This is a genomic window from Pararhizobium sp. A13 (genome assembly GCF_040126305.1).
GTDB lineage: Bacteria > Pseudomonadota > Alphaproteobacteria > Rhizobiales > Rhizobiaceae > Pararhizobium.
Genome location: NZ_CP149510.1, coordinates 2,310,716 through 2,335,205 on the forward strand (window position 1 = coordinate 2,310,716; position 24,490 = coordinate 2,335,205).

The following is a 24,490-nucleotide window of genomic DNA, read 5'->3' on the forward strand; positions in this document are numbered from 1 at the left end:
CGTCGCTACTTTTCTTGAAAAAAGTTTTGGTGGCATGTCGATTTTCCCGACACGCGTTCGTCGTATGATCAGGAAGGCCATTGTGGCTTCCGTCAATCAGAGGAGAAGAGACGATGCGCGTTATGGTTATGGTGAAGGCGACGAAGGATAGCGAAGCGGGGATCATGCCCTCGACCGAGCTTCTTGAAGCCATGGGCAAGTACAACGAGGAACTGGTCAACGCCGGCATCATGATGGCAGGCGAGGGGCTGCATCCTTCCTCGAAAGGCAAGCGTATCGCCTTCGACGGCCCCGGCCGCACCGTTATCGACGGTCCCTTCGCGGAGACCCGCGAACTGGTCGCCGGCTTCTGGCTCTGGGAGGTCAAGGACATGGCCGAAGCGGTGGAGTGGGTGAAGCGCTGCCCCAATCCGATGCTGGGTCCGAGCGAGATCGAGATCCGCCGGGTGTTCGAGGCCGCCGACTTCGGCGAGGCCCTGACGCCGGAGCTCGCCGAACAGGAGGAACGGCTGCGCGAAAAGACGGCCAACCGCTGACGTATCCTGCCTCGCCGCCGCGGCTTGACGTGGCCCTCGTCCCTCCCGTAAGCGGGAAGCATGGCGGCGATCGAAACCCATCACACGATCGAGACGGTCTTCCGGATCGAACAGGCCAGGCTCATCGCGGGCCTGGCCCGAATGGTTCGGGACGTCGGTTTGGCCGAGGACCTGGCCCAGGACGCCCTCGTGGTTGCCCTCTCCGAATGGCCGAAGACCGGGGTTCCGAGAAACCCCGGCGCCTGGCTGATGGCCGCTGCCAAGCGCCGGGCCATCGACGGCTTCCGCCGCAAGAAGATGCTGGCGCGCAAGCACGCCGAGATCGGCCGGGACCTTGAAGACGAAAGTGTCGATCCCGTCGCGGATATCGAGGCGGCCATGGATGACGACCTTGGCGATGAGCTGCTCGGCCTGATCTTTACCGCCTGCCACCCGGTGCTCTCGCCCGAGGCGCGCGCGGCGCTGACGCTGCGCCTGATCGGCGGGCTGACGACGGACGAGATCGCCCGCGCTTTCCTCTCCAGCGAAGCGACCATCGCCCAGCGCATCGTCCGGGCCAAGAAGACGCTCGGCAAGGCCGGCCTGGCATACGAAGTCCCGCGCGGGCCGGACCGAAGGGAACGCCTCGCCTCGGTTCTGGAGGTTATCTACCTGATCTTCAACGAAGGCTATGCTGCCACCGCCGGCGAAGACCTGATCCGCCCGGCCTTGTGCGCCGAGGCCCAGCGCCTCGGCCGCATCCTCGCCGGCCTTGCGCCCGGTGAGCCCGAGGTCTTCGGCCTTCTCGCGCTGATGGAAATCCAGGCCTCGCGCCTTGGCGCCCGAATTGCGCCGGACGGCTCGCTCGTTCCCTTGACCGAACAGAACCGTTCCCGCTGGGACCAGCTCCTGATCCGCCGGGGCCTCGCCGCATTGGGACGCGCCGAAGCGCTCGGCGGCGCGGGCGGACCCTACGCGCTGCAGGCAGCGCTCGCCGCCTGCCATGCACGGGCGCGAAAGGCGGAGGAGACGGACTGGCAGAGGATCGCAGCGCTCTACGATACGCTGCGTGCGGTGATGCCGTCACCGGTGGTCGATCTCAATCGGGCCGTGGCCCACAGCATGGCCTTCGGCCCGCAGGCAGGTCTGACGCTCGTGAGCGAGATCGAGCGGGCAGGGACCTTACGCGGCTACGCTCCGCTGCCGGCGGCGAAGGGGGATTTCCTGTTCCGGGCGGGCCGGTTGGCGGAGGCCACGGCCGAGTTCGAGCGCGCGGCCGCGCTCACCCGCAACGAGCGCGAACGGGCCTTCCTGCTCGGGCGGGCGGCCGCCTGCGGCGGCTGACCCCAACGCCTATACGCCTCCAGAAGAGAGAGCCCCGTACACCGAGGACGATTTTCAAGCCCGCGTGGCAGAGATCACCGGCGGCAAGGGCGTCGATGTCGTCTACGACACGGTCGGGGCCGAGACCTTCACGAAATCGCTCGATTCCTTACGCCCGCGCGGCACGCTGGTGAGCTTTGGCGAAACCTCGGGGTCGATCCCTCCGCTGGACGTCGCCCTGCTGGGGGGCGAAGGGATCGCTTTACGTCACCCGGCCGTCGATTGCGCACTACACCGCCAACCGCGCGGAATACGAGGCCGCCGCGCAAAATCTGTTCGCGGCGATGGAGGCCGGAGCGCTGCGGGCATCGGGCGTCACCACTTACGCCCTGTCCGACGTCCGCAATGCGCACGAGGATCTCGAGGCGCGGCGCACCACGGGCTCGGTGGTTCTGCTTCCCTGACGGGAATCAGAATTCCCCGCAAACGCCTCACGTTTCGGCGTTGATCAAGGCTGCAGGTTCTTCGAGCGCATGAGAATGCCCAACCCAAAAGGGACGTCCTGAGCCTCGTCGTTCGCTACTGTGGCGCGCGGCGACGTCAGATCGTGGGCGAGCATTTTGTCGCTGGACAATGCATATGTAACTTTATAACAGGATGGATGTAACGTTATTACATAAACTCGCGCAGGAGATTTTCATGCGGATCCATCTTGGCAAGCCGATGCAGGCTGCCGCCGTAGCGGCGCTGACGGCGCTGTCCCCCTTTCCAACGTTTGCCGATGACAGCAAGGAGACATGGCGGCTCTTCGTTGCCGATCACACGCAGCCGGTCGTGCGGGCGCTGGATGCCGCAAGCGGCAGCGAACTTGGACGGTTCGATATCAGCGGCTTTGCCGCGCTGTCCTTGAGCGATAGCGGCAAGACCGTCTTCGCCGTTCAGGGGGATAAGGACATCGTGAACGTGATATCGACCGGCATCGCCCTTTCGGACCATGGCGAGCATCGCGATATCGACGTCTCCGAGCCGAAGCTGCTTGCGGGCGTGATCAATGGCAAGAAGCCGGGCCATGTGGTGACACATGGAGACGATGTGGCCATTTTCTATGATCGGGGCGGCAAGACGGACGTGATGCGCGAAAGCGCACTGATCGAAGGCAAGGCCGAGATTGTAAGCCTTGACACCACCGCGCCGCATCATGGCGTGGCCGTGCCGATGGGCGGCAACATCCTCGTTTCAGTCCCCAACATGAGCGCCGAGGTCAAGCCGGACGAACTGCCGCCGCGGCTTGGTCTGCGCATTCTCGACCGCTCAGGCAGGCAGCTTGGCGATGTCGCCGCCTGCACGGGGCTGCATGGCGAAGCGACTTCGGCGCGTCTCGTCGCCTTCGGCTGCGAGGAGGGGGTTCTCGTCGTCCGCCCGGCCGGGATCGATGGGCCGAAGCTTAAGATGCTGGCCTATGGCGACGATCTGCCGGAAGGCAAGGTTTCCACCTTGCTCGGCGGCAAGTCGATGCAGTTCTTTCTCGGTAACTATGGCGAGGACAAGGTCGTGCTGATCGACCCCGATAGTAAGGCACCTTATCGCCTCGTGGAGCTCGCGACCCGGCGCGTCGATTTCATCCTGGACCCGGTTAATGCCCGAAACGCCTATATCCTAACCGAGGACGGCAAGCTCCATCTGCTGGATGTCGTCAGCGGCAAGATCACCCGTTCGGCAACCGTCACCGAACCCTACAGCAAGGATGGACATTGGCGTGACCCGCGTCCGCGGCTTGCGGTTGCCGGCGATCGCATAGCCATCACCGACCCCCGCCATAGCCTTGTGCGGATGATCGCGACCGACAGCCTCGAGGAAACGGCGACGATTCCGGTCGAGGGCCAGCCCTTTGCGATCGTCGCCGTCGGTGGCTCCGGCGCAATGCACTGATATCGAGGGCCGTCAGGCCACCAGCTTCAGCCCGATGCCCCACGGGTCGACGAGCGAGACGGTGGCGCCATTGCGCGTCACCGGAATTTCCAGCGCGTCGAGCTTGGCGATCGCCGTCTGCAGCTTGGCCGGATCGTTGAAATGCACGGTGTAGTCCGCAAGGCCGGTCATGTTGCCCTGCCGCTTCGGCGCACCGCGCGAGTTCCAGATATTGGCGCCGACATGATGGTGATACTTGCCCGAGGCAAAGAAGCTGGCGCCGGGATAGGTGGCCATCAGGTCGAGCCCGAGCACATCGCGGAAAAAGGCGTTGGCCTGCGGAATGTCGGAGACCTGCAGGTGGATATGACCGATCGCCGTGCCGTCCGCCATGCCGTCCCACTTGTCCTTCGGCGCCTCGTCGTAGAGCGCCTGCAGGTCGAGCGGCAGCGTCGCCATCTTCACCATGCCGTCCTCGATATAGTTCCATTCCGCGCGCGGCCGGTCGCGATAGACCTCGATACCGTTGCCTTCCGGGTCGCCGAGATAGATGGCCTCGCTTACCAGATGGTCGGACGCACCCTGCAGCGGCACGTTGTTATGGGCGATATGGGCCAGCCAGCGGCCAAGCTCGGTGCGGTCGGGCACGAGGAAAGCCGTGTGGAAGAGGCCCGGCGCATTGTGCGGTGCAACAGTGGCATTACCCTCGGTGGTCAGCGTCAGAAGCGGCCGTCCGGCAACGCCGAGCGTCTCGCCGCTCGCTGTCTTGTCCATCGGCGTCAGGCCCATGATCTGCTGATACCACGAAGACACCATCGGCAGGTCGCGCACCACCAGATGCGAGTGATCGATATAGGCCGGCATGCGGACTGCGTGTGTGGCGGCGTGCTCTGTCATCGTCGTGCTTTCTGCCTTGGCCGTGGTCGCAGCCGCTCCCGTTACCAGCGCCGTCGCTGAAAACTTCATGAAGGTGCGTCTGTCGAATGTGGCCATGGCGCAATCCCGTTTGAACTGTTGCAAAACTATATGGCGCGCGCGGGTGTTACGCGAAAGGGGGCGTATTGAGGAAGTACCGTTCTCACTCTGTTGACAATCGCCTTCGGCCGCATGGCGGGTTGTGACTTTTTCCCGGACACACCTATATTCTAATCTATCCGCGCCAGGTAGCGAGGGTTGATGAAAACAGCGGCCCATGAGGCAGGACGTCCTGCCTCTCTGCCGGCGCGGCGAACCCGAGGAGACAGTCATGTATTCGAGAATCATCGTGCCGATTGCAATGGACCAGCTGGAGCACGGCGAGAAGGTCCTGGAGCGGGCCAAGTCGTTGCTGGACGAGGGGGGCGAAATCATCCTGCTGAATGTGGTCGAGGATCTGAACGCCTACGCGCAGGGCTACATGATTGTCGACTTTCCGCTGGAAATGATCGAGGCGTCCCGCAAGCATGCGATGAACACGCTGACCGATCTCAAGCGCAAACACGGCGTCAAGGGCCGCGTCGAAATCCGCGTCGGCGGCGCAGCCGGTGTCATCAATTCCTTTGCGGAAGAGATGGAGGGCGACCTGGTCATCATCGCCTCGCACCGGCCCGGCCTGATCGACTACTTCATCGGCTCCACCGCAAGCCGCGTCGCCAGCCATTGCAAATGCGCGGTGCTGATCGATCGCTGAGGCGAGATTTGGTGACGCGAAGACGCTGTAGCTCGCAGTCGGCGACGGCGTTCGGTCATTCGCGGAAATTTCACCGGTCCCACCGACAGTCGAGCACCACATCGGGATAAAGTCTGCCTGCGCGCACTGCGCGCTTATTTCATGGATGGCGGACTAGCCAAAGGCCGCGATCACCGTTTCGATCGGCAGAAACAGCGTGCGGCTTTCCGCTGGATATTCAATGAACTCTGCGCAGGCCATGTAGAAGCTTTTCGCCCGCTCATCCTTGGCATGGACGATCACGGCCCCGATGCCAATGCTCTGGGAGGCGATGGCGACCCGGCGGAGCGCATCCGACAGGATGTCGACGCCAAGGCCGCGACCGGCATAGTCGCGGCTGAGCGCGAGACGCGCGATCACCGATACCGGGATTGTGTCGGGTGCATTGCGCCTGACCTTACCCGGGGCAACCGCCCGTTCAACCGCCCCGGCCGAGGTCAATACGACTGTCGGTTCGTTAGCCTCGGCTCTTGACTGCTACTGTTCAATGTCTCCTTTTTGGGCAACGTTGTCGTTGACGTTCGCCATCACCCTCACCGAACCCCGAAAATGCTGATCGCGGCCTGGGTCTGCGGGCGGAAGCCGCCGTCGATCGGGCCGGAATAGAGTTTTTTGTCCGCAAGGCGCCGTTGCAGCGCCTTGCGGAAAGGCAGTGACCAGTTGCCGGAATTGTCGCGCGTCTGGTCGCGGCTGAAGGTGGCGCCGGCCCTCAATGCTTTTTCCATCCGTTCGGCGGCGAGAACCGGATCGGCTTTTACCGAAAGGCCCTTGTCGTAGAAGTTGGCGACATTGTTGACGGCGATGGCATCGCCGCCCTGGGCTGCGCGGCGATAGTAATCCATTGATCGAGGCCGCCCGCTGATGTCGATCTGTTGCAAAGATTGATCTTTCGCCTCTGTTTCGACGCCGCTGCCTGTGTCAAATTGCTATGACTGCCACGCTTGTGGCGGCGCGATGCTGCGCACTATGGTGGGTGATGTGCCGGCAACATCGTGAAACCGGATTGAATGAAATGTCGAGGGGCTCTGGTGGAAATCAAGGGCATCAAATGGAACTACGATCGCTCTGAACTGATTGCCGATGGTGTCGTCCACGGGATCGGTCTCGCTTTTGCGCTGATCGGCGTCACGGCGATGATCTTCTATGCCACCGTCTGGAGCACGTCCGGTCAGCTCGCGGCCGCCTGGATCTATGGCGCCGGGTTGGTTGCGACGCTGTCGATCTCCTTCCTCTACAATCTCTATCCCGTGTCGAAGACGAAATGGTTCCTGCGCCGCTTCGACCATTCGTCGATCTTCGTGCTGATCGCCGCCACCTATACGCCGTTTTTGCAGCGCGGCTGGGAGGATCCCTATCTGTTCGGCATGCTGATCGGGATCTGGGCGATCGCCGTTGTCGGCGTGCTGATCAAATGCGTCTTTCCGGGCCGCTTCGACAAGGTGGCGATCCTGCTCTATCTCGCCATGGGCTGGAGCGGCGTGTTTGCCGCCGGTCCGCTCCTGTCGCAACTGACGGAAACGACGCTGATCCTCATCCTGATCGGCGGCATCATCTATTCCTGCGGCGTGATCTTCCATGTCTGGGAAAAGCTGCGCTACCAGAACGCCATCTGGCACGGCTTCGTGGTCACGGCCGCCGCCGTGCATTACTCCGCTGTACTCACCTGCATCAGCAGCGCTTCGGCCTGAGATCGTCTCATTCGTGCACGTCAGTTCTGCGCCGCACCCGGAGCCTTTTGCGGCGCCTGTTCGCATCCCGCAGCCGGCCGCAACGATTTCACCAATCGGCCGATGACGTTGTTGAACGTCTTCAACGTGCCGCGCGGATAGCGAAGGTGAAAATAGGCGGCGTTGCCGGCGCAAAGAGCGATGCCGCGGACATAGAGAATGTCTTGCGACCGCGCGCCGGAATAGCTCGCCCAGCCGTTCGTCACCTTGTCATAGGTGATCGTCCATCCGGCCGCCCTGTCCCTGTCGATGCGCTTGCGGGCCTCGCCGGCAAATTCGCCGGTTTCGAGCATGGTGCCGTAGATCGAAAGCTCGGAACGCCCGTCATCCGAGCGAAAGGTCGCGCCGTCGCCGTTGTCGGCCTCTTGGCCCAGCGTGAAGCCGGGCGGCACGGCTGTGCTATATCCGAAGCGCGGATTGGAATAGCTCGTCCAATCGTCTCCGGCGAGGACGGGCGAACTCGTGCAAAGGGCCACTGTCAGCAACAGCGCATGTCTCAAGGCCATCTCCATTTTTGACGCATCCCGCCGCGCGGCCATGGCGGTCCCATTTGAGACGCGGTGCAGTGGAAATGTATGCGCCGTGAATCACAAGAGAACACAGCGGGTTGAAAAAAACTATTTTCCCCTAAATTCTTGGAGGGGGCAGGTGGCAACCACGGTGAGCGCCGGGTGGTTAACGATATATTAGCCATATCGAAGACTTTGCCGGAAAAATGTGTATCCTTGTCAAAACGGCGGAGACACGCCGAGAAGGAGGGGGCAATGGCAGAACCTCGGAGTGCGGCAAGCCGCACACTTTCAAGCGAACACCCGAACTACGGCGTCGATGACAAGGGCGTCCCCCTTTGGAGCGAGGCGGACGAAGAGATGGCGTCGGGCCGCAATTGGTCGATCATCCTCGTCTTCCTGTTCGTTCCCTTGATGGCGCTGGTTGTCCTTGTGCTCTGTCTTTACGCGCTGTTTGCGCATCTCTTCGGCATGCCACAAGCGCCCGAGATGGGCATCGGGAGCACCAGGCTTCCATCCTGACAGACGGCCGCCGGGGCGGGCGGCTCACTCCTGCTCGAAGGTCAGGGCAACCCCGTTCATGCAGTAGCGCAGGCCGGTCGGCGGCGGGCCGTCGGGGAACACGTGGCCGAGATGCGCGTCGCAATCGGCGCAGCGGATTTCCGTCCGGCTCATGCCATAGGACGTGTCGTGATGTTTCGTCACGGCGTTGGGCGAGATCGGTTCGTAGAAGCTCGGCCAGCCGGTGCCGGAATTGAACTTTGCCTGCGAGCGATAGAGCGGTCGGTTGCAGCAGACGCAGTGATAGACACCCTTCTTGCTCAAGTCGAAATCCGGGCTCGAGAAAGCGCGCTCGGTGCCGTGCTGGCGGGTGATGCGGTACTGTTCCGGCGTCAGCTGCGCACGCCATTCCTCATCGGTCTTGAATATTTTCAAGGTGCTGGTGTCGTTCATCGGTCTCTCCTCGGATTTTCTGCCAAGATATAGGAAGGGCGGGGCGTTCCGGCAATCACCCCGGCCCTGCCTCCAATCGTGCGGCTGCTGCAATCTGGGGAGAGGGCGCGTTTTTCACGCCGTAACCTTGAGTTTGTTCCCCGCTTGGCTTATCCCGAAGCGTGTTCGCCACCGACATTCGTTCGCCGCGCCTCCTCATCTCCTTTGCCACCTGCATCCTTGAAAGGAACATGCTGACCCATGAATGTCGCCGATCTGACATTTCTGGCGCTCCTTTTGCCGTTCCTCGGCGCAATCGTGGCACCGCTGCTGACCCGCATTCTCGGTCACAAGGCCGCCTGGGTGCTGGCACTCGTTCCCGTGGCGGTCCTCCTGCATTTTACCAGCTTCTTGGCGCAGATTGCTCGCGGCGAGGTGGTGACCGGCGGCTATGTCTGGGTGCCGTCCTTCAATGTCAGCTTCTCCTGGCTGATCGACGGGCTGTCGCTGACCTTCATCCTTTTGATTTCCGGCATTGGCGCGCTGATCGTGCTTTATTCCGGCGGTTACCTGAAGAGACATCCGCATCAGGGCCGGTTCTTCTCGTTCCTCTTGATGTTCATGGGCTCGATGCTGGGGCTGGTGGCGTCCGACAGTTTCCTGATGCTGTTCGTGTTCTGGGAGCTGACCTCGATCACCTCCTTCCTGCTGATCGGTTTCGATCATGAGCGCGAAGCCGCCCGCCGCGCAGCGCTGCAGGCCTTGGTGGTGACCGGCGGTGGCGGGCTGTTCCTGCTCGCCGGGCTGATCATCCTGTGGAACATCTCCGGCATCACGCAGTTTTCGTTGCTCACCGCTTTTGCCCCGCTGGTCAAGGCGAGCCCGTTCTATCTTGCTGCGCTGATCCTCGTGCTGGGCGGCGCCTTCACCAAATCGGCGCAATTCCCCTTCCATTTCTGGCTGCCGAACGCCATGGAAGCACCGACGCCGGTCTCGGCCTATCTGCATTCGGCGACGATGGTGAAAGCCGGCGTCTATCTCTTGATGCGGCTTTACCCGGTGCTGGGCGGCACGCCGGAATGGCAGGTCATCCTGCCGGTGTTCGGCGCCGTGACCCTCATCGTCGGGGCGCTTTTGGCGGTGCGCCAGACCGATCTGAAGCTGATGCTCGCCTATACGACGGTGTCGTCGCTCGGTCTCCTGGTTCTCCTGACCGGCTTCGGTGCACCCTACGCGATCGAGGCGGCAGCGCTCTATCTGGTGGCCCATTCCCTGTTCAAGGGGGCGCTGTTCATGGTGGCGGGCTGCATCGATCACGAAACGGGAACGCGCGACGTGACGCGGCTCGGCGGCCTGCGTTCCGCCATGCCGCTGACCTTCGTCATTGCCCTGGCGTCGGCCGCTTCGATGGGCGGGCTGCCGCCCTTCTTCGGCTTCCTGGCCAAGGAAGAGGTCTATACGGCGCTGTCCTCCTTGGACCCGCGCGCGATCACGTTTGCGACCCTCGTCGTCGTCGGCAATGCGCTGATGTTCGCCGCCGCCTTCGCCGTGGCGATGAAGCCGTTCATCGGCAAGCGGTTGGAAACGCCGCAGGCCCCGCACGAGGCACCGGTCCTGCTCTGGCTTGGTCCGGCCGTGCTGGCGCTTGCGGGCCTCGCCGCCGCATTCCTGTCCGGCCCCGTTCATGCCCTCGTCTCTTCCCCCATGGCCTCTGCCATCGCCGGCGAAGCACGTGCCGTTGCGATCTCGCTTGAGCCGCATCTCGGCGTACCGCTCATGCTGTCGGTGCTGACCGTCGCTCTGGGCGTCGGTTTCTATCTTGGGCTGACGCGGCTTCGCGCGGCGATCGCCGCCGTCCTCGCCGCTATCGGCTGGGGCCCGGATCGCGGCTTCGACCAGGCGATGCGCGGCCTTGTCCGCCTGTCCTCCGCCGTCACCCGGCGGCTGCAGAATGGCCGGCTCGACACCTATATGACGGCCACCTTCGCCCTGCTGGCGGTCGTCCTCATCGCACCGCCCTTCCTCTATGGCGAACTGGCGCGCGCGCCGGTTTTTCCGCAAGACATCCCACTGCATGAACTCGCCATCATGGCAATCGCGGTGATCGGGCTTGTCGCGGTGGTTCTGGCGCAGGACCGGCTGACGGCGATCGTTTCGCTCGGCATCCAGGGCTTTTCGGTGGCGGTGATCTTCCTGCTCTACGGCGCGCCGGACCTCGCTTTCACCCAGTTCATGATCGAGACGCTCGCCGTCGTCATCCTGGCGCTGGTGATGACGCGGCTAAGGCTTTCGCCATCGGACCATCGGCCGTTTCGCGAGACCCTGCCGGATGCGGCCATCGCGCTTGCCTGCGGGCTCGGCGCGACGCTACTCCTGCTCAAGGTGACCGAAGGACCGTTCAACGCGGCGCTCAGCGATTTCTTCAACCAGTATTCGAAGACGATCGCCCATGGCGCCAATGTCGTGAACGTCATCATCGTCGATTTCCGCGGCACGGATACGCTGGGCGAGATCGCCGTGGTGATGATCGCCGCGCTGGCGATCCTGTCGCTCGTGCGGCTGAGGGCCGGATCGCTCAGGCCCATCGCCGACAACGATCCCGATGCGGAGGAGCCCGGCCGATGAGATCGCTGATCTTCCGCACCGTCGCGCCGGTGATCGTCGGCCTAATGGTCCTGTTCTCGATTTTCGTGCTTTTGCGCGGCCACAACGAGCCGGGCGGCGGTTTCATCGGCGGGCTGATCGCGGTTGCCGCCCTGTCGATCTACGGCATCGCCTTCGGCGTCGAGACCGTGCGTCGGGCGATCGTCGTTCATCCGCTGGCGATCGCCGGGGCAGGGCTGCTTTTGGCGACGCTGTCGGGCCTTTTGTCTATGGTCTTCCATGTGCCGTTCATGACGGGGCTTTGGGTCTATCCGGTCATCCTCGGCGAAGAGGTGCCGCTGTCGAGCGTCATGACCTTCGATATCGGCGTCTACCTGGTCGTCGTCGGCGCGGTCACCTCCGTCGCCTTGTCGCTCGAGGAAAGGGGAGAGGATTGATGGAACCCGTTTTCGCGCTCCTCACCGGCATCTTCCTGGCGATCGCCATCTATCTGCTGATGTCGAAATTCATCATCCGCATGCTTATCGGCGTCGCCATCCTCGGCAATGCCGTCAATCTCCTGATCTTCACCAGCGGCCGGATCATGCGCGGCGTGCCGCCGGTCATCGGGCCGGGTCTCGACGTGCCCGCCGGGCCGGTCGCCAATCCGCTGCCGCAGGCGCTGATCCTGACGGCGATCGTGATTTCCTTCTCGTTCTTCGCCTTCCTGCTGGTGCTCTCCTGGCGCGCCTACAGCACGCTGGGCACCGACAACACCGATGAGATGCGGGTGGCCGAGCCGGACGACGCCGCGCTGCCGCCGCTGGGATATTGACGCGACCATGGCCGCCGTTTCCTCGCCCTCCGCCGATCTGTCCGCAGCGCTGGTTCTTAAGCCGGTGGACGCGCTCGACTGGCTGGTGATCCTGCCCGTCGCCTGGTGCATCGGCATCGGCGCCATCCTGATGATGGTGCGGCACCGGACCTTTCTCCAACCGCTGATCGCCATTGCGGCACTTGGCGTTCTTGTCGGCCTCGACGCAGCGCTTCTGTGGCATGTCTCTCAAAACGGTCCGGTGACCATGGTCATGGGCCGCTGGCTGCCGCCCTTCGGCATCGCGTTCACGGTCGATCTGACCGGCGCGCTGTTTGCGCTCATGGCGGCCGTGGTGGCGCTCGCCGGCGCCGTTGCCGCCGTCACCGACATCAACGGAAGCGGTCGCCGCTACGGCTTCTATCCCTTGCTGATGCTGTTGATGGCCGGCGTCAGCGGCGCCTTCCTGACCGGCGACGTGTTCAATCTCTATGTCTGGTTCGAGGTTCTGCTGATCTCCTCCTTCGGGCTGCTGGTGCTCGGCTCGGAGCGCGAGCAGATCGACGGGGCGGTGAAATACGGCTTCCTCAATCTGGTCGCCACGACGCTGTTCCTGATCGCCACCGGTTATCTCTACGGCATCTTCGGCACGCTCAACATGGCCGACATCGCGGCCAAGGCCGTCGAGGTGCGGGGCACGGCGCCGCTGACGACGCTGATTGCGCTCTTTGTCTTCGCCTTTGCCATGAAGGCAGCGGCCTTCCCGGTGAACTTCTGGCTGCCGGCCTCCTATCATACGCCGCGCATCGTCGTGTCGGCGCTGTTTGCCGGACTGCTGACCAAGGTCGGCATCTATGCGCTGATCCGCGTTTCCGTCATGCTGTTTCCGCTCGAGCGGCAAGAACTCAGCCTCGTCATCGCGCTTGCCGGCGCGCTCACGATGATCACCGGCGCGCTCGGCGCGCTGGCGCAGACTGACACGCGGCGGCTGCTCGGCTATCTCGTCATTTCCGGCATCGGCTCCATGCTTGCCGGTATCGCCGTCGGCGGATCGGGCGGCATCGGCGGCACGGTCTTCTACGCACTGCATTCCATGGTGGTGATGACGGCACTCTATCTGGCCGCGGGCCTTGCCGCCCGTCTCAGCGGTGGCTTTTCGCTGTCTTCGCTGCGTGGGCTCTATACGCGCCATGCGCTGTTTTCGGCGTTGTCGCTGATGCTGTTCTTCGCGGTCGCCGGCCTGCCGCCCTTTTCCGGCTTCTGGCCGAAGGTGATGCTGGTCAAGTCCGCACTCGACACCGGTGCCTGGTGGCTGGCGGGCGCCCTGCTTCTCGCCGGCTTCCTGACGATGATCGCCACGGGGCGGCTGTTCCTGCTCGCCTACTGGCGGCCGGCCGGCGCGGCCGCACCGTCGGGGGAGGTCGCCCTGCCGGCAACGCTGCTGTTGCCGCTGATTGCCCTGACGGCGGTCAGCGTCCTGATCGGGCTGTTTCCCGAGATGTTGCTCGGCCTCGTCCAGAAGGCCGCCTTGACGCTCAACGAGCCGTCCCGCTATCTCCATTCCGTCTTTCCGGCCGGGAGTGCGCCATGAGATTCAGCGTCGTCAATCTGCTGTTGACTTTGGTCTGGGCGGTCGTCACCGGCAGCTTCACCTTGCACAACCTGGTGCTCGGCTTCGTGGTCGGCGCCTTGTCGCTGCTCCTGGTGCGCGAGCAGTTGCCGGCCAGCCTGCATCGCGCCCGCCCGGTGAAAGTGCTGCTGCTGGCGGGATTGTTTCTCAAGGAACTCACGCTGTCGGCAATCAAGGTCGCGTTCATGGTGCTACGGCCGAACATGCGGCTGCGGCCGGGCATTTTCGCCTTTCCGCTGACGATTACGCGCGATTTCGAAATCACCCTTCTCGCCAATCTGATCACGCTGACGCCCGGCACCTTGTCGGTCGACGTCTCGGACGACCGAAAGACGCTTTATGTGCACGCGCTCGATTGCCATGATCCGGCGGCCGAAAGGCGGGCGATCTCCACCGGCTTCGAGCGACGCATCCGCGAGGCTTTTCCGGCATGAGCGCGTCGGCCATCCTTTCTGTCTCGACCACTTTCGCGCTTGTCACCCTGTCGCTTGGCCTGTTGCTGACGGTGGCCCGGATCGTGCGCGGACCGACCCTGCCGGACCGGGTGCTCGGGCTCGATATGCTTGTCGCCATCGCCATTGGCTTCATTGCCGTCATCGCCATCCGCAGCGGCTTCAATCTCTATATCGATATCGCCATTGCGCTGAGCCTTGTCGGCTTTCTTGCAACCGTGGCCTTTGCCCGCTTCATTCTGGCCCGCGGCTTGTCGCCGGAATCAGGCAGCGGCCCACTTGAGGACAGACGTGCCGTGCCAGTGCCGAAGCATGGAGCGGCCATGCCGGCGCGGCGCCAGAAAAAGGGAGGCCGCCGATGAGCGCCGGTCCGGATATGCTGGTGGCGATCGCCGTCAGCGTGCTTTTGGTGGTCGGCTCGATCTTCAGCCTGTTGGCTGCGGTTGGGCTTCTGCGCTTTCCGGACCTCTACACGCGCATGCATGCGGCCTCGAAGGCGGGCACTGTCGGCTCCGGACTGCTTTTGCTGGCCGCGGGGCTGCACGCGCTCGATGTCGCCATTCTGCTCAGAGCGCTCGCCGGATTTGCATTCTTTATTCTGACGGCACCGGTGTCCGCCCACCTTCTTGCCAAGGTCGCCCATCAGGCGGGATACAGGCTCACCAATCTGTCCGTTACCGATCAATTGCCATTGGCAAAACGGAAGTCCGGTAGCCTCTAGTATCCGCAAACACCGCAGCAGATTAGACGTAGAGAATCGCTCGCCCACCAACACAACGCTGTGTCTTTTTTTGGATGTAACGTAATGTTTCCATCACGGTGAGGGTTCGCGCCGCATTTCAAGATGAGTAGGCTAGATCTCGCATAAATTATTATTGGACTTTTCTTTGATCGGTGTTAATCGAGTAAAGGCAAAGTGTCCGTTTCCATATTAATTCGTTGTAAAATTCCAGCATTGGTTGTGAATATTGGTTGTTGCTTTGAGGTTCCGGTATGTCCTGGTGCTTTGGCGACGTATTCAAACCCCGGAATTTGGAGTAATATGAGAGCTTGTCGAGGTTTTACGGTTTCTGTCGAGGGAAATCTTCGAATCAGGATCGTTTGCCGCGCTTTTCGGACATTTTCTTCGCATGTTTTAGTTGTGCTCGCGATCCCGTCGCGGGCATGTTGGAAGAATTCCGATAGGAGAAAGAAAGAATGACGGATCTAACGCTTGGCTCGGGCCATGATCTTCTAGTTGAACTCACCGCGGAGATCGTTGCAGCCTATGTCAGCAATCATGTCGTACCGGTCGCCGAACTCTCGACGCTGATCGGCGATGTGCATGCCGCCCTGAACAACACCAGCAGCCCGGCTCCGGTGGTTGTTGCCATTGAGAAGCCGAAGCCGGCCGTGTCCGTGCGCAAGTCGGTTCAGGATGACCAGATCACCTGCTTGGAATGCGGCGGCACCTTCAAGTCGTTGAAGCGCCACCTGATGACGCACCACAGCCTGTCGCCGGAAGAGTACCGCGAGAAGTGGGACCTGCCGGCCGACTATCCGATGGTGGCTCCGGCCTATGCCGAAGCGCGTTCGCGCCTCGCCAAGGAAATGGGTCTCGGCCAGCGCCGCAAGCGCCGCGGCAAATAAGGACTGGGCGCTCCAGCCCCTTAAGGCAGCAAACCGGCCCGGCGAGACCTGGCCGGTTTTTTACCATCCGCGCGTCGCAGGAGAGCGACATCAGATTCGCGGAGAGAGGAAAATATGCCTAATTTTCTTCGGTTAAATCACTAAAAACCTCGAAAAAACAATGCGCGGTTGCACGAAAGGTGTTCCTTTCATCCCCTCAATCACACTAGGGTGTATGAATTACTTCCTATTTAAAGGAGTAACTCATGCCCCTCTGCAAAGCTGACCCTCCCTCTTTCCGCCCTCCATTTTACGCCGCCGAACCGCAGCCGTCCGGCGGCACGCCAGCGCCAGCCGCTGGAAATCAAATCGGCCGCGCCGCCGTCCGCTCGCAGTGCGGTCACAATTGCAGAGCCCTCGGGACCTGTCCTGCCCGTCGCTGCCCATCTGCGCTGCCGCGTCGTGCGTCAGCTAACGGCGGAGATGGTGATGCTGGTCGGCGAGCGGGTGCCGCTCAGGCGCGACCGCCGGCGCATCAGTTGCCATGTCCGGCAGATCTCCATCTATGCCTGCAATGTCGTGCTGCAGATTTCGCTCACGATATCGGCTACGCCTTCGGCCGCGACCGGACGACCGTCAGCCATGCCTGCAACGTCGTCGAGGACCGCCGCGACGATCCGGCCTTCGATGATTTCGTCGCCTCGGTCGAGCGCGTCTTAACCTCGGTCTTTGGCGCGCCGGGAGGCCGCGAGCATGAGTGATGCCGTCGATGCCGGCCACAAGACTATCGTCCGCCTTGTCCGATATGCCGCAAGTCATTCGGCTGTCTTCATGGAGCCCGTGGACGCAGGCGTGACGCTCTCTTCCGGCGGCGACCGGCCGCAGCGGCATTTCCCTCAAGCCGCGCTGGACCGGGCCTGCGCGTGCCTCGTCGTCCGTGACGGCAACGGCGTCCGCGCCACTTGCGAAGCGCAGGCCTTCCTGCGCCGCGCGCTGCTGGCATCGGAAGACGCGTTTCAGGAGCAGCATCGGGACACTGAAAACCGCACCGTTTCCGTCGGCGGCATCCGCCAGACCGTACGCGTCAATCCGCTGGAATCACCGCTCGGCGCTATCGCCCGGCTGAAGGAGAAATCCGGCCAGGCCTTCTTGGCCCCCGAAGCGCTTGCCGCGGGAGAGCGGCTGCATGCCGATTTCACCCGGGCGCAATTGCAGCCGCGCCTGACCATGGCCTACGAGCCACGGCTTGCGTCCAAGACCAAGGGCGGGGCGGGCGGCACTGCCGACATGTGAGACACGGCGCTCGCAGCGCACATGCGGGTCGGCAGGGCGATGGAGGCGATCGGCCCGGAACTCTGCGGCGTCGCGCTCGATGTCTGCTGCTTTCCGAAGGGATTGGAGCTCGTCGAGAGGGAGCGGCAGTGGCCGGGGCGCTCCGCCAAGCTGATGTTGCGCGCCGCCCTGATGGCGCTTGCTCGTCACTATGCGCCGCCGCGGGCGGCTGGCAGGCAAAGCCATGTCTGGGGAGCGGAGGGGTATCGGCCGGATGCCAGCGGCCCGATGACCGGCCCGTTGACCGGCCCGGTGACCGGTATGTGACCGGCCTTATGCCGACAGCCGCCGGGCAGCCTCGTCCTTGATGCGCTTGACCATCGAGCGCAGGCCGTTGGCGCGCTGCGCGGTCAGATATTCGATCAGGCCCATGCGGCCGAATAGGTCGAGCGCGTCGATCTTGAGGATATCCGAGGCAGGTTTTCCCGAAAAGATCGACAGCACGATGGCGACGAGGCCGCGCACGATATGGGCGTCCGATTCACCTTCGAAGGTAAGGATCGGATCGCTTTTGGCGCTGTCGGCATGGGTGACCAGCCAGACCTGGCTGGCGCAGCCCTGCACCTTGGTTTCGGCCGTGCGCTTTTCCTCAGGCATCTCCGGCAGCTTGCGGCCGAGCTCGATGACATAGCTCATCCGGTCCTGCCAATCGTCCAGATAGGAGCAATTGTCGATGATTTCGGCAAGCGGCGTGATCGGCGATATGTTCATCTGGTCCATACCCTTCATATAGGCGCGATGCCGAGGAGTGTGAAGCGTTTTTGGAAAACATCCCGCTCCCGGCATGCGAATCAGCGGTTTGGCCGGCACAGGGGACGGTAGAAAGAAAAAAGCCGTGAGGGATGAGCGTTCCTCACGGCGGCCGTATATCGGCAGTTCAGGCAGTATGAAGGGAATCGGCGCGGCTACCTTGCCTGAGCCGCCTTCGGCTCGAGGCGCTTCTCCGGCACGGGCACCTTGTTGAAGAGTGGCTCGGCCTCGGCGGAAACCGGTTCCTGCGCCGTGACAGCGGTCGCCGGTACAGGAGTGGCGATGGTGCCGGTCGTCACGGTGTCGCTCGGTTCGGCGAATTGCTGGTCGAGGAAGAGATAGGCGATCTTTGCGCCTTCGCGGGCCCGATGTCCGAGCGCCACGAAGGTCTCGGCGCCCTTTTCGCAGACGTCGGGTTTCTGCACGCAGAGCGCGCTGATATAGCCGAAGGCCTCGGTCGCGGCCGACATCGTGTCGCCGACATCCACCTTCGGACCCTTGTCAAGCGTCGCGCTGCTCGACGGGTCGAGAAACGGCAGAAGCACCAGCACCAGCGAAAACCAGAATGTTCCCTTGATCAGAAACCACATTGTTTTGCCCATCCTTTTGGTCCGGCACCTGACGTCCGGTCTTTGCCGGATTTTCTTCTTGGCGCCTTGTCATCACACCTTAGGCAGGGATTCGGAACATGCCTTTGCCAAAACCGTTCGCATTTGCACCGACTTTTCGTAAAATTGTCGATATCGGCATTTGAACGGTATTTTACGCGCATTTTAACGGTGGCCATTAAGGATCGTGGCAGTGTTGCAGGCAGCGGCCCCGCAAACGCGGGGCGCGCCGAAGGGTCGTTCTGCCACATAGGTTAACAGAGCGGGAAAAACCGCCTGAAATCCGTTGCTTACACCCCATTAACCACAAAAGAGAAAGCCGGACCGATTTGTCCCGGAATGGGATTTTCCGGCGATTCCGCGGGTTTTGCGGCAATTTGATTTATCCTTTCATTAAGCCGCCGGTGCGAAATTCGGATAGGTGAAGTCATCTTCCGGTAAGCCCGTTTTCGGGCCTGAGATGACGACCTCGCATAAGGACGGAACCATGATGGATTCCGGAAAAAGAACGAGCGTACAGGGTTAAACGTGAGCGTATTGCGTAACATTGCTGGCAGGATAACGTCCCGCGTGGACGACGCCGCACGCCTGTGGCTGCCTCGCCGGGTGGCCGGCGAGCCAGAGAGAAGCCGCGAGCTCGCCGTTGTTCGTGCCGTTGCCGCCACCGCTCTCGTTGCTTTCCCCTCCGTTCCGCTGGCGCTGTCCGTTGCCCTGCCGGTTTCGCTTTCGTTGCCCGTCGGTGCGGCACTGGTTGCCGCGGCCGCGCTGATGACGGCGGCGGGCGGCATCGCCTATGTACGCAACCGTCCGGTTGTCCTGCCGGTAGCCGCGCCCGCGCCTGCCGATAATGGCGCCCGGCATTATGATTGCTTCGCCGGCCTCGTCACGATCCACGATATCAGGGGTTCTGTCACCGCCATTCACGGCCGTGACGCGGAATCCTACCTGGCATGCATGCGCAATCCGACGGGTCGCGGTTTTATCGAGCAGATCCACGTTTCCGACCGTATCCTCTTCCTGCAGGCGATCGATGAATTGCGTCAGGGCAATCGCCAGGCGACGATCGATATCCGGTTCGAGCGGCCCAATGTCTTTGCCGAGGGGGAGCAGTTCGTGCACATGCGCTGCGAGATGACCGCGCTCGGTAGCGACGAGGAGCGGCTCGCCTCGATTGTCGTCCAGTCGCGCGACGTCTCCGAGGAGGCGCGCCTGCGGGCCGAGGCCGTCCAGAAGACCCGGCTCGCCGAATCCGCCAATGACGCCAAGACGCGGTTCCTGGCGGCGGTCAGCCATGAATTGCGCACGCCGCTCAATGCCATCCTCGGTTTCTCCGACATCCTTGCCGGCGAATATTTCGGCAAACTCGAAAACGATCGTCAGCGGGAATATGTGGCGCTGATCAACCAGTCGGGCGCACATCTCCTGTCCGTCGTCAACACCATGCTCGACATGAGCAAGATCGAGGCCGGCCGCTACGAACTGATGCCGGAGCCGTTCCGGGTGTCGGAGGTGGTCAATGCCTGCGAAGCGATGCTCGGGCTGCAGGCGCGCGAAAAGGGCGTGCAGCTGACCAGCCGCATCATGCGCACGGTGGGTGAGGTCAATGCCGATCAGCGTGCCCTCCAGCAGATTTTGATCAACCTCGTCGGCAATGCGATCAAGTTCACCGACCGCGGCGGCCTCGTCACCATCGATGCGGAGGTGTCCGGCAGCGATCTGAAGCTGACCGTCAGCGATACCGGCATCGGCATCGCCGAGAGCCAGCTCGCGACGCTCGGCCAGCCCTTCGTGCAGATCCAGAACGACTACACCCGCAAATATGAGGGAACCGGCCTTGGCCTGTCGCTGGTCAAGGGGCTGGTGGCGCTGCATGGCGGCCAGTTCGACCTGCGCAGCCGTGCCGGCGAGGGAACGGTGATCACCGTCACAATTCCGCTCGACGGCTCCGGCATCCGTGTCGCGGACGAGCATGAAGTTGTGGAACAGACAATGGTGGAGTTCCCGCCGCGCCTGAAGGAGCGCACAAGGGAGACGACCAACGGCCGGATGGTTTCGCAAACGAACCGGTCGGATGTCGACGTGACGATTGGAGGCGCTGGTCATGACGGCTCGCAAGCGAAAACAGCCTGAGCGGAAAAAGAAGGCGCAGCGCGGGCCTGGCCTTGCGATGATGGGCCTTGTGGTGGTTGGCCGCGGCCTGATCGTCACCGGCCGTCTCGTCTCGCGCAATCCCCGTCTCTTCGGCGGCTCTGCCGCTTTCGTGGTCGCGTTCAGTTTCGTCGCGGCGAATGCGATGTGGTACCAGCCGGGCGCCCATCCGTCGCCGCTGTTGCGCACCCGCCTGCCGTTCACGCATCCGCAGACGGCCAATCTGGACGAGGAACCGGGTGGCGCCGCGCCGCGCAAGGTGACGACCTTCGTCATCCAGCGGGAGGATGAAACTGCGGCGGCGACTATCGATGAGCCGAAGCCGGAACCCGCAGCTGAGGCGGCGCAAGTCGAGCCGGCGGCAACGCCGGTGACGGGCTCGGCGCTGGTGATCGGCGTCCAGAAGGAACTGGCCCGGCGGGGCCTCTATGACGGTCCGGCCGACGGCAAGACCGGCCCGAAGACCGCAGCGGCGATCACGCGCTTCGAAAAACAGGCCGGCCGGCCAGAAACCGGGGTCGCCAGCGAAACGCTGCTCGCAGCCCTGCAAAGGGAGCCGGCGACGGCCAGGACGCTGACCGCCGCCCGGCCGGCCGAACGGCCCTATGAGAACGTCAAGGGCGGCAAGGGCGAACTCGACCCGGTCGCCGCCGCGATCCGCAATGCCGAGGTCGACCCTGAGTTCATTCCGAAGGTCGATATCCCGGCCTCGAGCGAACTGGTGATGAACATCCAGAAGGGCCTGAGCAACCTTGCCTATAGCGACGTCTCGATCGACGGCGTGGCCGGCGAGCAGACCCGCTCGGCCATCCGCCATTTCGAGAAGCACTACCGCCTGCCCGAAACCGGCCAGCCGAGCGACAAGGTGCTGAAGAAGATGAAGGAAATCGGCGCGCTCTGAAGTGCTGCGTGCACGTCCGACGAAATTCCCGGCGAGCTTTGCCTCTCACCCTGACCTCTCCCCGCAGGCCAGGGCCTCATTGCTTACAGATATGCGGCTTGTTCCCTCTTCCCCCCGGCGGGGAGAAGGTGGCGCGAAGCGCCGGATGAGGGGGTCGGCTGGCGCCGAATTCGCCGAAAAACCCCCTCGTCGCCTCGCATACGCTCGGCACTTCTCCCCGCGGGGAGAAGTGGGAGCTTGTCGCAATCGCCTTCGATCCATATGCGACAGCACTCCCGCCCGACAATAGGGCATCGCTTCATTGGGGGTGTTGCGCGTCTTTCCACCTCGTTGGATGTCAGCTTTCGACAGGATGTGTTCGCCCGCAACCGGGGCGACATTTGCGCTGCAACCCGCACCGGTGTATCTGCCTGCCATGCGCCTGAAATCCGAAATTTTCGTCTCCGCCCTCGTTCGCCGGGTTTTCAACCTCGGCGGCTATGCCGCCGTGCTGCGAAAAGGCGCTGAAGACGCCGGCGCGATTTTCATCCGGCAGCGGTCGCGGCTTGGCAGCGAAACGCTCTATGCCCCCGCACCCCAGAGTTTCTTTGACGGTTCGGCGCCTGGACGGCTGTTCGAGATCCGGCTTGAGGAGGCCGATGGCGAGGTTGTCGATCAGGCGATAGCCCGCGAAATCCGTTTCGATCCGGATTGCTGGGTGGTGGAAATTGAGGTGGATGGTCGCGGCGATCTGTTCGATGTCACCGCCGAAAGGGAAGGCTGACGTCGGTTTGTCAGCGTCCGCGACCGAAAGCCCGGTTCTGCTGGGGGACGGCGCCGTCGCGCGCGGTCGTTTCCTTGGCGACAGGCGTCCGGCGCGGATCGGCGCCGCGTTCGGGCGCAAGATAGGGCTGATGTTCGGCCTTGGCCGCCGCTTCTTCCTGCTCCATGCGCAGCCAGGATTGAAGGCGGAGGCGGCTTGTCTCTGGCGTGAGCGACGCGATGAGCGCATCGCCGCGCGTGGCGCCGCCGAAGCGTTCGCCAAGATCCGGATAGAGCGCGCCAAGGATGAAAAGCGTGTCCGCAGGCTGCATGCCAAGCGCGGTCAGGGCAATGGCGAGTTGCTGGCCGGAGATGTCGAGAAGGATGCGTTCGCCAAGCTCCAGGCTGGTCGACAGGGCGCTCGCAAGGCTGGCGGCGAAAAGATTGGCCTCGCCGGAGCGAGCGAAGCGGACGAGAAGCGCCTCGTGAAGCGGGCTGACGGGCGCGATGACCGGGTCATTTGGCCCGTCCTGCTTGGGCGCGCGGGCAAGCGCCTTGATATCGCTGCGCAATTGTTCTTCGCGCAGCAGTTTCGCAGCGTCCGATGCGGGTGCGGACAGACGCATTTCGGCCGCGGCCGGCACCTCGGGCGTTTTTACGAGCGCGCTGGCCGTCTGGCGGCGCTCGACAAGCGCATCGACCACGTGAACCGATAGGTTTTCGCGGCGGGCAATTGCGGTGGCATGAGCCGGACCCTGGGCGCGGATGATCTGCATGAGGGTCGCATCGCTGATCGAGGTCGAGCGGGTGAGGAAAATCGCGGCAATAGACACTGGCGCGTTGCCGATCAGGAGCGCCACCGATTGCGGCACGTGCGGGCACTGCGAGAGCGCGGCTGCCGCCTGGCGGCGGGCTTCGTCGCTGGAGGCGGCAAACAGGGGTTCGAACAGTTCCGCAAATTGCTTGAGGTCGGACCGGCGCGGATGGCGCAATCCCTCGAAGCCGGTCACGGTCGCCATCAGGACGACGTCCTTCAGCCGTCCTGCCTGCGGCCTTTCCAACTCACGAAACCGGTCCGCCACGGATACACCCACTCGTACATACACACCACTGTCCCGATTTCGGACGAACGGTCTTTCCGGTCACCCGAAGGGATATCGAAATCTCAGGCAAAATCGGAGGGCATCGTTCGAACGTCGTGGCCGACACCAGTGTCAATGACGCTAAAGCGCTGAAAACATTGGCGCCGGCACAGTTCATGCCGACCCTGCCGATCATGGCTGAATGATCGGGAGAGAGTACGGCCACGTGGTTAACATTTCGTTTACCGATCGAAAAGGACGGTACCGGCATCTTGTATACAGGTGTCGCGGCAGCGGCATTGCGGCCGCTGGAAGGTTGCCCGGGAACGCAGAACGGGCGGCATCATGCCGCCCGTTGCAATGTTTGCGGGAAACCATGTCAATCGCAGCGGTCATCGCCTGGCCGGCAACGGCGGCGGCTATCCCGGTTCCGGCTATGGTCGCGGTCCGTGTCGCGGCGCTGCACGCGTGGGCGATCCCTGTCACGCTCGCGCCTGTCGCGGAATTCCCGGACGTCGTCGCGGCGACGGCGCTCGGCGCGGTCACGATCACGGTTGCGGTCACGGCGCTCGATGCGGTCCCGACCGCGGTCACGGCGTTCGATACGATCTCTGTCGCCGTCTCGGCGTTCGATACGGGCCCGGTCGCGGTCGCGGCGAGAGCGTTCGAAGACCTCGCCATCATCGCCGCGGCGCATACGGTCGAAGGCCTCGTAGTCGCGGCGAATGCGGCGATCGCGCTGATAACGATCCCCGTCGGTATCACGGCGATAGTAGTCGCGGTTGCGGCGGTAGTCGTCGCGATCACCGCGATAGTAGTCCCGCTGCCTGTAGAAGTCGCGGTTGCGGTAGTAGCGATCCCAATAATTGCCGATCTCGAAGGTCACAAACGGAATACCGAGCGTGTCGTAATAATCCGGCTCCAGGTAGACGCGGCTTTGCTGGTACTCCACCTGCACGTAGCGGGCCGCGACCCAGCCGCGAGCGTAGTAGAAGGACACGTCGCACCAGGCAATGTCGGCAAGACAGCCATGGATTTCCACCGACGTGCCGACGGGAATGACGGTGACCGCCGGATAGCCCGTGCCCGGTCCCGACCGCATGTTGACATTGGCAGTGGCAAAGCCTGCCGCCGCCTGTGCGGTGGCGGGCAGCAGAAACGCGGCTAGCGCCAGCAAAGCGGCCTTCCATGCATGTTTTCGATATGTCGTCATCAACT

The 24,490-nt window shown here is 63.0% G+C and carries 27 protein-coding genes and 3 pseudogenes; 21 read left to right on the top strand and 9 right to left on the bottom strand.

The genetic code is table 11. The annotated features are described in order from the left end of the window. Positions 1 to 113 precede the first annotated feature (113 nt). From WI754_RS11190 to aztD, 5 genes and pseudogenes are all read left to right on the top strand, one after another. On the top strand, positions 114 to 536 hold the full coding sequence (locus WI754_RS11190; RefSeq protein ID WP_349433440.1) for a YciI family protein: 423 nt from the start codon (positions 114 to 116) through the stop codon (positions 534 to 536). A 60-nt stretch (positions 537 to 596) separates the two neighbouring features. Continuing rightward, a complete protein-coding gene (locus tag WI754_RS11195) occupies positions 597 to 1,859 on the top strand; it encodes an RNA polymerase sigma factor (RefSeq protein WP_349433442.1) in 1,263 nt (420 codons plus the stop codon). A gap of 64 nt (positions 1,860 to 1,923) precedes the next feature. Then, positions 1,924 to 2,019 (top strand): annotated as a pseudogene (locus WI754_RS11200) (hypothetical protein); the annotation flags it as partial. A 16-nt stretch (positions 2,020 to 2,035) separates the two neighbouring features. Then, a complete protein-coding gene (locus WI754_RS11205; protein ID WP_349433443.1) occupies positions 2,036 to 2,302 on the top strand; it encodes a zinc-binding dehydrogenase in 267 nt (88 codons plus the stop codon). A gap of 259 nt (positions 2,303 to 2,561) precedes the next feature. Beyond that, positions 2,562 to 3,767: a zinc metallochaperone AztD gene (gene aztD / locus WI754_RS11210; RefSeq protein WP_349437794.1), complete on the top strand. Its 1,206-nt coding sequence runs from the start codon at positions 2,562 to 2,564 to the stop codon at positions 3,765 to 3,767. Between the two features lie 12 nt (positions 3,768 to 3,779). On the opposite strand, the gene WI754_RS11215 is transcribed toward aztD, so the two are convergent. Continuing rightward, positions 3,780 to 4,643, bottom strand: a complete 864-nt coding sequence (locus WI754_RS11215) for a VOC family protein (RefSeq protein WP_349437796.1) — start codon at positions 4,641 to 4,643, stop codon at positions 3,780 to 3,782. 349 nt (positions 4,644 to 4,992) lie between these two features. On the opposite strand from WI754_RS11215, the gene WI754_RS11220 reads away from it, so the two are divergent. Then, entirely contained in the window at positions 4,993 to 5,415 is a 423-nt protein-coding gene (locus WI754_RS11220; RefSeq protein WP_349433445.1) for a universal stress protein, read from the top strand. Between the two features lie 153 nt (positions 5,416 to 5,568). On the opposite strand, the pseudogene WI754_RS11225 reads toward WI754_RS11220, so the two are convergent. Further along, a pseudogene (locus WI754_RS11225) lies at positions 5,569 to 5,889 on the bottom strand (GNAT family N-acetyltransferase); the annotation flags it as partial. A 98-nt stretch (positions 5,890 to 5,987) separates the two neighbouring features. Further along, positions 5,988 to 6,296 (bottom strand): peptidoglycan-binding protein, encoded by a 309-nt coding sequence (locus tag WI754_RS11230; protein ID WP_349433446.1) that lies wholly within the window; start codon positions 6,294 to 6,296, stop codon positions 5,988 to 5,990. 186 nt (positions 6,297 to 6,482) lie between these two features. Here WI754_RS11230 and WI754_RS11235 point away from each other — a divergent pair, with 186 nt between their 5' ends. Then, positions 6,483 to 7,142, top strand: a complete 660-nt coding sequence (locus WI754_RS11235; protein ID WP_349433447.1) for a hemolysin III family protein — start codon at positions 6,483 to 6,485, stop codon at positions 7,140 to 7,142. 20 nt (positions 7,143 to 7,162) lie between these two features. Here WI754_RS11235 and WI754_RS11240 read toward each other — a convergent pair whose 3' ends face one another. Beyond that, positions 7,163 to 7,681 (bottom strand): hypothetical protein, encoded by a 519-nt coding sequence (locus WI754_RS11240; protein ID WP_349433448.1) that lies wholly within the window; start codon positions 7,679 to 7,681, stop codon positions 7,163 to 7,165. 264 nt (positions 7,682 to 7,945) lie between these two features. On the opposite strand from WI754_RS11240, the gene WI754_RS11245 reads away from it, so the two are divergent. Beyond that, positions 7,946 to 8,212 carry a hypothetical protein gene (locus WI754_RS11245; protein ID WP_349433449.1) on the top strand — a complete coding sequence of 89 codons (267 nt, stop codon included), beginning with the start codon at positions 7,946 to 7,948 and terminating at the stop codon, positions 8,210 to 8,212. A 24-nt stretch (positions 8,213 to 8,236) separates the two neighbouring features. Here the strand turns inward: WI754_RS11245 and msrB are convergent, their stop codons facing one another. After that, on the bottom strand, positions 8,237 to 8,644 hold the full coding sequence (gene msrB / locus WI754_RS11250; protein ID WP_349433450.1) for a peptide-methionine (R)-S-oxide reductase MsrB: 408 nt from the start codon (positions 8,642 to 8,644) through the stop codon (positions 8,237 to 8,239). Between the two features lie 240 nt (positions 8,645 to 8,884). Here msrB and WI754_RS11255 point away from each other — a divergent pair, with 240 nt between their 5' ends. The 10 genes and pseudogenes from WI754_RS11255 to WI754_RS11300 all read left to right on the top strand — a co-directional run bounded on the left by WI754_RS11255 (position 8,885) and on the right by WI754_RS11300 (position 17,309). Then, a complete protein-coding gene (locus WI754_RS11255) occupies positions 8,885 to 11,248 on the top strand; it encodes a putative monovalent cation/H+ antiporter subunit A (protein ID WP_349433451.1) in 2,364 nt (787 codons plus the stop codon). Continuing rightward, complete coding sequence (locus WI754_RS11260; protein WP_349433452.1) at positions 11,245 to 11,664, top strand: Na(+)/H(+) antiporter subunit B; 420 nt, start codon at positions 11,245 to 11,247, stop codon at positions 11,662 to 11,664. The genes WI754_RS11255 and WI754_RS11260 overlap by 4 nt, the downstream gene beginning before the upstream one ends. After that, positions 11,664 to 12,041, top strand: coding sequence for a Na+/H+ antiporter subunit C (locus tag WI754_RS11265; protein WP_349433454.1), 378 nt, complete (start codon positions 11,664 to 11,666; stop codon positions 12,039 to 12,041). The genes WI754_RS11260 and WI754_RS11265 overlap by 1 nt, the downstream gene beginning before the upstream one ends. 7 nt (positions 12,042 to 12,048) lie before the next feature. Next, positions 12,049 to 13,611, top strand: coding sequence for a Na+/H+ antiporter subunit D (locus WI754_RS11270; protein WP_349433455.1), 1,563 nt, complete (start codon positions 12,049 to 12,051; stop codon positions 13,609 to 13,611). Further along, positions 13,608 to 14,084, top strand: a complete 477-nt coding sequence (locus tag WI754_RS11275; RefSeq protein WP_349433456.1) for a Na+/H+ antiporter subunit E — start codon at positions 13,608 to 13,610, stop codon at positions 14,082 to 14,084. The genes WI754_RS11270 and WI754_RS11275 overlap by 4 nt, the downstream gene beginning before the upstream one ends. Then, entirely contained in the window at positions 14,081 to 14,464 is a 384-nt protein-coding gene (locus tag WI754_RS11280; RefSeq protein ID WP_349433458.1) for a cation:proton antiporter, read from the top strand. Before WI754_RS11275 ends, WI754_RS11280 begins: the two co-directional genes overlap by 4 nt. Beyond that, a complete protein-coding gene (mnhG, locus tag WI754_RS11285; RefSeq protein ID WP_349433460.1) occupies positions 14,461 to 14,823 on the top strand; it encodes a monovalent cation/H(+) antiporter subunit G in 363 nt (120 codons plus the stop codon). The genes WI754_RS11280 and mnhG overlap by 4 nt, the downstream gene beginning before the upstream one ends. A gap of 476 nt (positions 14,824 to 15,299) precedes the next feature. Next, positions 15,300 to 15,731, top strand: a complete 432-nt coding sequence (locus tag WI754_RS11290) for a MucR family transcriptional regulator (protein ID WP_349433461.1) — start codon at positions 15,300 to 15,302, stop codon at positions 15,729 to 15,731. A gap of 518 nt (positions 15,732 to 16,249) precedes the next feature. Continuing rightward, positions 16,250 to 16,471 carry a hypothetical protein gene (locus tag WI754_RS11295; RefSeq protein ID WP_349433462.1) on the top strand — a complete coding sequence of 74 codons (222 nt, stop codon included), beginning with the start codon at positions 16,250 to 16,252 and terminating at the stop codon, positions 16,469 to 16,471. Between the two features lie 70 nt (positions 16,472 to 16,541). After that, positions 16,542 to 17,309 (top strand): annotated as a pseudogene (locus tag WI754_RS11300) (DUF6456 domain-containing protein). 6 nt (positions 17,310 to 17,315) lie between these two features. Here WI754_RS11300 and WI754_RS11305 read toward each other — a convergent pair. Together WI754_RS11305 and WI754_RS11310 are read right to left on the bottom strand one after the other, a co-directional pair. Further along, entirely contained in the window at positions 17,316 to 17,738 is a 423-nt protein-coding gene (locus WI754_RS11305; protein ID WP_349437797.1) for a SufE family protein, read from the bottom strand. Between the two features lie 209 nt (positions 17,739 to 17,947). Further along, positions 17,948 to 18,382, bottom strand: coding sequence for a DUF5330 domain-containing protein (locus WI754_RS11310; RefSeq protein ID WP_349433464.1), 435 nt, complete (start codon positions 18,380 to 18,382; stop codon positions 17,948 to 17,950). Between the two features lie 546 nt (positions 18,383 to 18,928). Between WI754_RS11310 and WI754_RS11315 the strand changes: the two genes are divergently transcribed. The 3 genes from WI754_RS11315 to WI754_RS11325 all read left to right on the top strand — a co-directional run bounded on the left by WI754_RS11315 (position 18,929) and on the right by WI754_RS11325 (position 22,212). After that, a complete protein-coding gene (locus WI754_RS11315) occupies positions 18,929 to 20,530 on the top strand; it encodes a HAMP domain-containing sensor histidine kinase (RefSeq protein WP_349433465.1) in 1,602 nt (533 codons plus the stop codon). After that, positions 20,502 to 21,449, top strand: coding sequence for a peptidoglycan-binding domain-containing protein (locus WI754_RS11320; protein ID WP_349433466.1), 948 nt, complete (start codon positions 20,502 to 20,504; stop codon positions 21,447 to 21,449). Before WI754_RS11315 ends, WI754_RS11320 begins: the two co-directional genes overlap by 29 nt. 415 nt (positions 21,450 to 21,864) lie before the next feature. Continuing rightward, entirely contained in the window at positions 21,865 to 22,212 is a 348-nt protein-coding gene (locus WI754_RS11325; protein WP_349433467.1) for a DUF1491 family protein, read from the top strand. Between the two features lie 10 nt (positions 22,213 to 22,222). Here WI754_RS11325 and WI754_RS11330 read toward each other — a convergent pair whose 3' ends face one another. Together WI754_RS11330 and WI754_RS11335 are read right to left on the bottom strand one after the other, a co-directional pair. Continuing rightward, entirely contained in the window at positions 22,223 to 23,272 is a 1,050-nt protein-coding gene (locus WI754_RS11330; RefSeq protein ID WP_349433468.1) for a DUF2336 domain-containing protein, read from the bottom strand. A gap of 379 nt (positions 23,273 to 23,651) precedes the next feature. Beyond that, complete coding sequence (locus tag WI754_RS11335) at positions 23,652 to 24,485, bottom strand: SH3 domain-containing protein (protein WP_349433470.1); 834 nt, start codon at positions 24,483 to 24,485, stop codon at positions 23,652 to 23,654. Positions 24,486 to 24,490: the final 5 nt, after the last annotated feature.

Coding starts and splice junctions, on each gene's coding strand:
- WI754_RS11190 (WP_349433440.1), top strand. CDS start 114: ATGCGCGTTATGGTTATGGTGAAGGCGACGAAGGATAGCGAAGCGGGG.
- WI754_RS11195 (WP_349433442.1), top strand. CDS start 597: ATGGCGGCGATCGAAACCCATCACACGATCGAGACGGTCTTCCGGATC.
- aztD (WP_349437794.1), top strand. CDS start 2,562: ATGCAGGCTGCCGCCGTAGCGGCGCTGACGGCGCTGTCCCCCTTTCCA.
- WI754_RS11215 (WP_349437796.1), bottom strand. CDS start 4,643: ATGACAGAGCACGCCGCCACACACGCAGTCCGCATGCCGGCCTATATC.
- WI754_RS11220 (WP_349433445.1), top strand. CDS start 4,993: ATGTATTCGAGAATCATCGTGCCGATTGCAATGGACCAGCTGGAGCAC.
- WI754_RS11230 (WP_349433446.1), bottom strand. CDS start 6,296: ATGGATTACTATCGCCGCGCAGCCCAGGGCGGCGATGCCATCGCCGTC.
- WI754_RS11245 (WP_349433449.1), top strand. CDS start 7,946: ATGGCAGAACCTCGGAGTGCGGCAAGCCGCACACTTTCAAGCGAACAC.
- msrB (WP_349433450.1), bottom strand. CDS start 8,644: ATGAACGACACCAGCACCTTGAAAATATTCAAGACCGATGAGGAATGG.
- WI754_RS11255 (WP_349433451.1), top strand. CDS start 8,885: ATGAATGTCGCCGATCTGACATTTCTGGCGCTCCTTTTGCCGTTCCTC.
- WI754_RS11260 (WP_349433452.1), top strand. CDS start 11,245: ATGAGATCGCTGATCTTCCGCACCGTCGCGCCGGTGATCGTCGGCCTA.
- WI754_RS11265 (WP_349433454.1), top strand. CDS start 11,664: ATGGAACCCGTTTTCGCGCTCCTCACCGGCATCTTCCTGGCGATCGCC.
- WI754_RS11270 (WP_349433455.1), top strand. CDS start 12,049: ATGGCCGCCGTTTCCTCGCCCTCCGCCGATCTGTCCGCAGCGCTGGTT.
- WI754_RS11275 (WP_349433456.1), top strand. CDS start 13,608: ATGAGATTCAGCGTCGTCAATCTGCTGTTGACTTTGGTCTGGGCGGTC.
- WI754_RS11280 (WP_349433458.1), top strand. CDS start 14,081: ATGAGCGCGTCGGCCATCCTTTCTGTCTCGACCACTTTCGCGCTTGTC.
- mnhG (WP_349433460.1), top strand. CDS start 14,461: ATGAGCGCCGGTCCGGATATGCTGGTGGCGATCGCCGTCAGCGTGCTT.
- WI754_RS11290 (WP_349433461.1), top strand. CDS start 15,300: ATGACGGATCTAACGCTTGGCTCGGGCCATGATCTTCTAGTTGAACTC.
- WI754_RS11310 (WP_349433464.1), bottom strand. CDS start 18,382: ATGTGGTTTCTGATCAAGGGAACATTCTGGTTTTCGCTGGTGCTGGTG.
- WI754_RS11320 (WP_349433466.1), top strand. CDS start 20,502: ATGACGGCTCGCAAGCGAAAACAGCCTGAGCGGAAAAAGAAGGCGCAG.
- WI754_RS11325 (WP_349433467.1), top strand. CDS start 21,865: ATGCGCCTGAAATCCGAAATTTTCGTCTCCGCCCTCGTTCGCCGGGTT.
- WI754_RS11335 (WP_349433470.1), bottom strand. CDS start 24,485: ATGACGACATATCGAAAACATGCATGGAAGGCCGCTTTGCTGGCGCTA.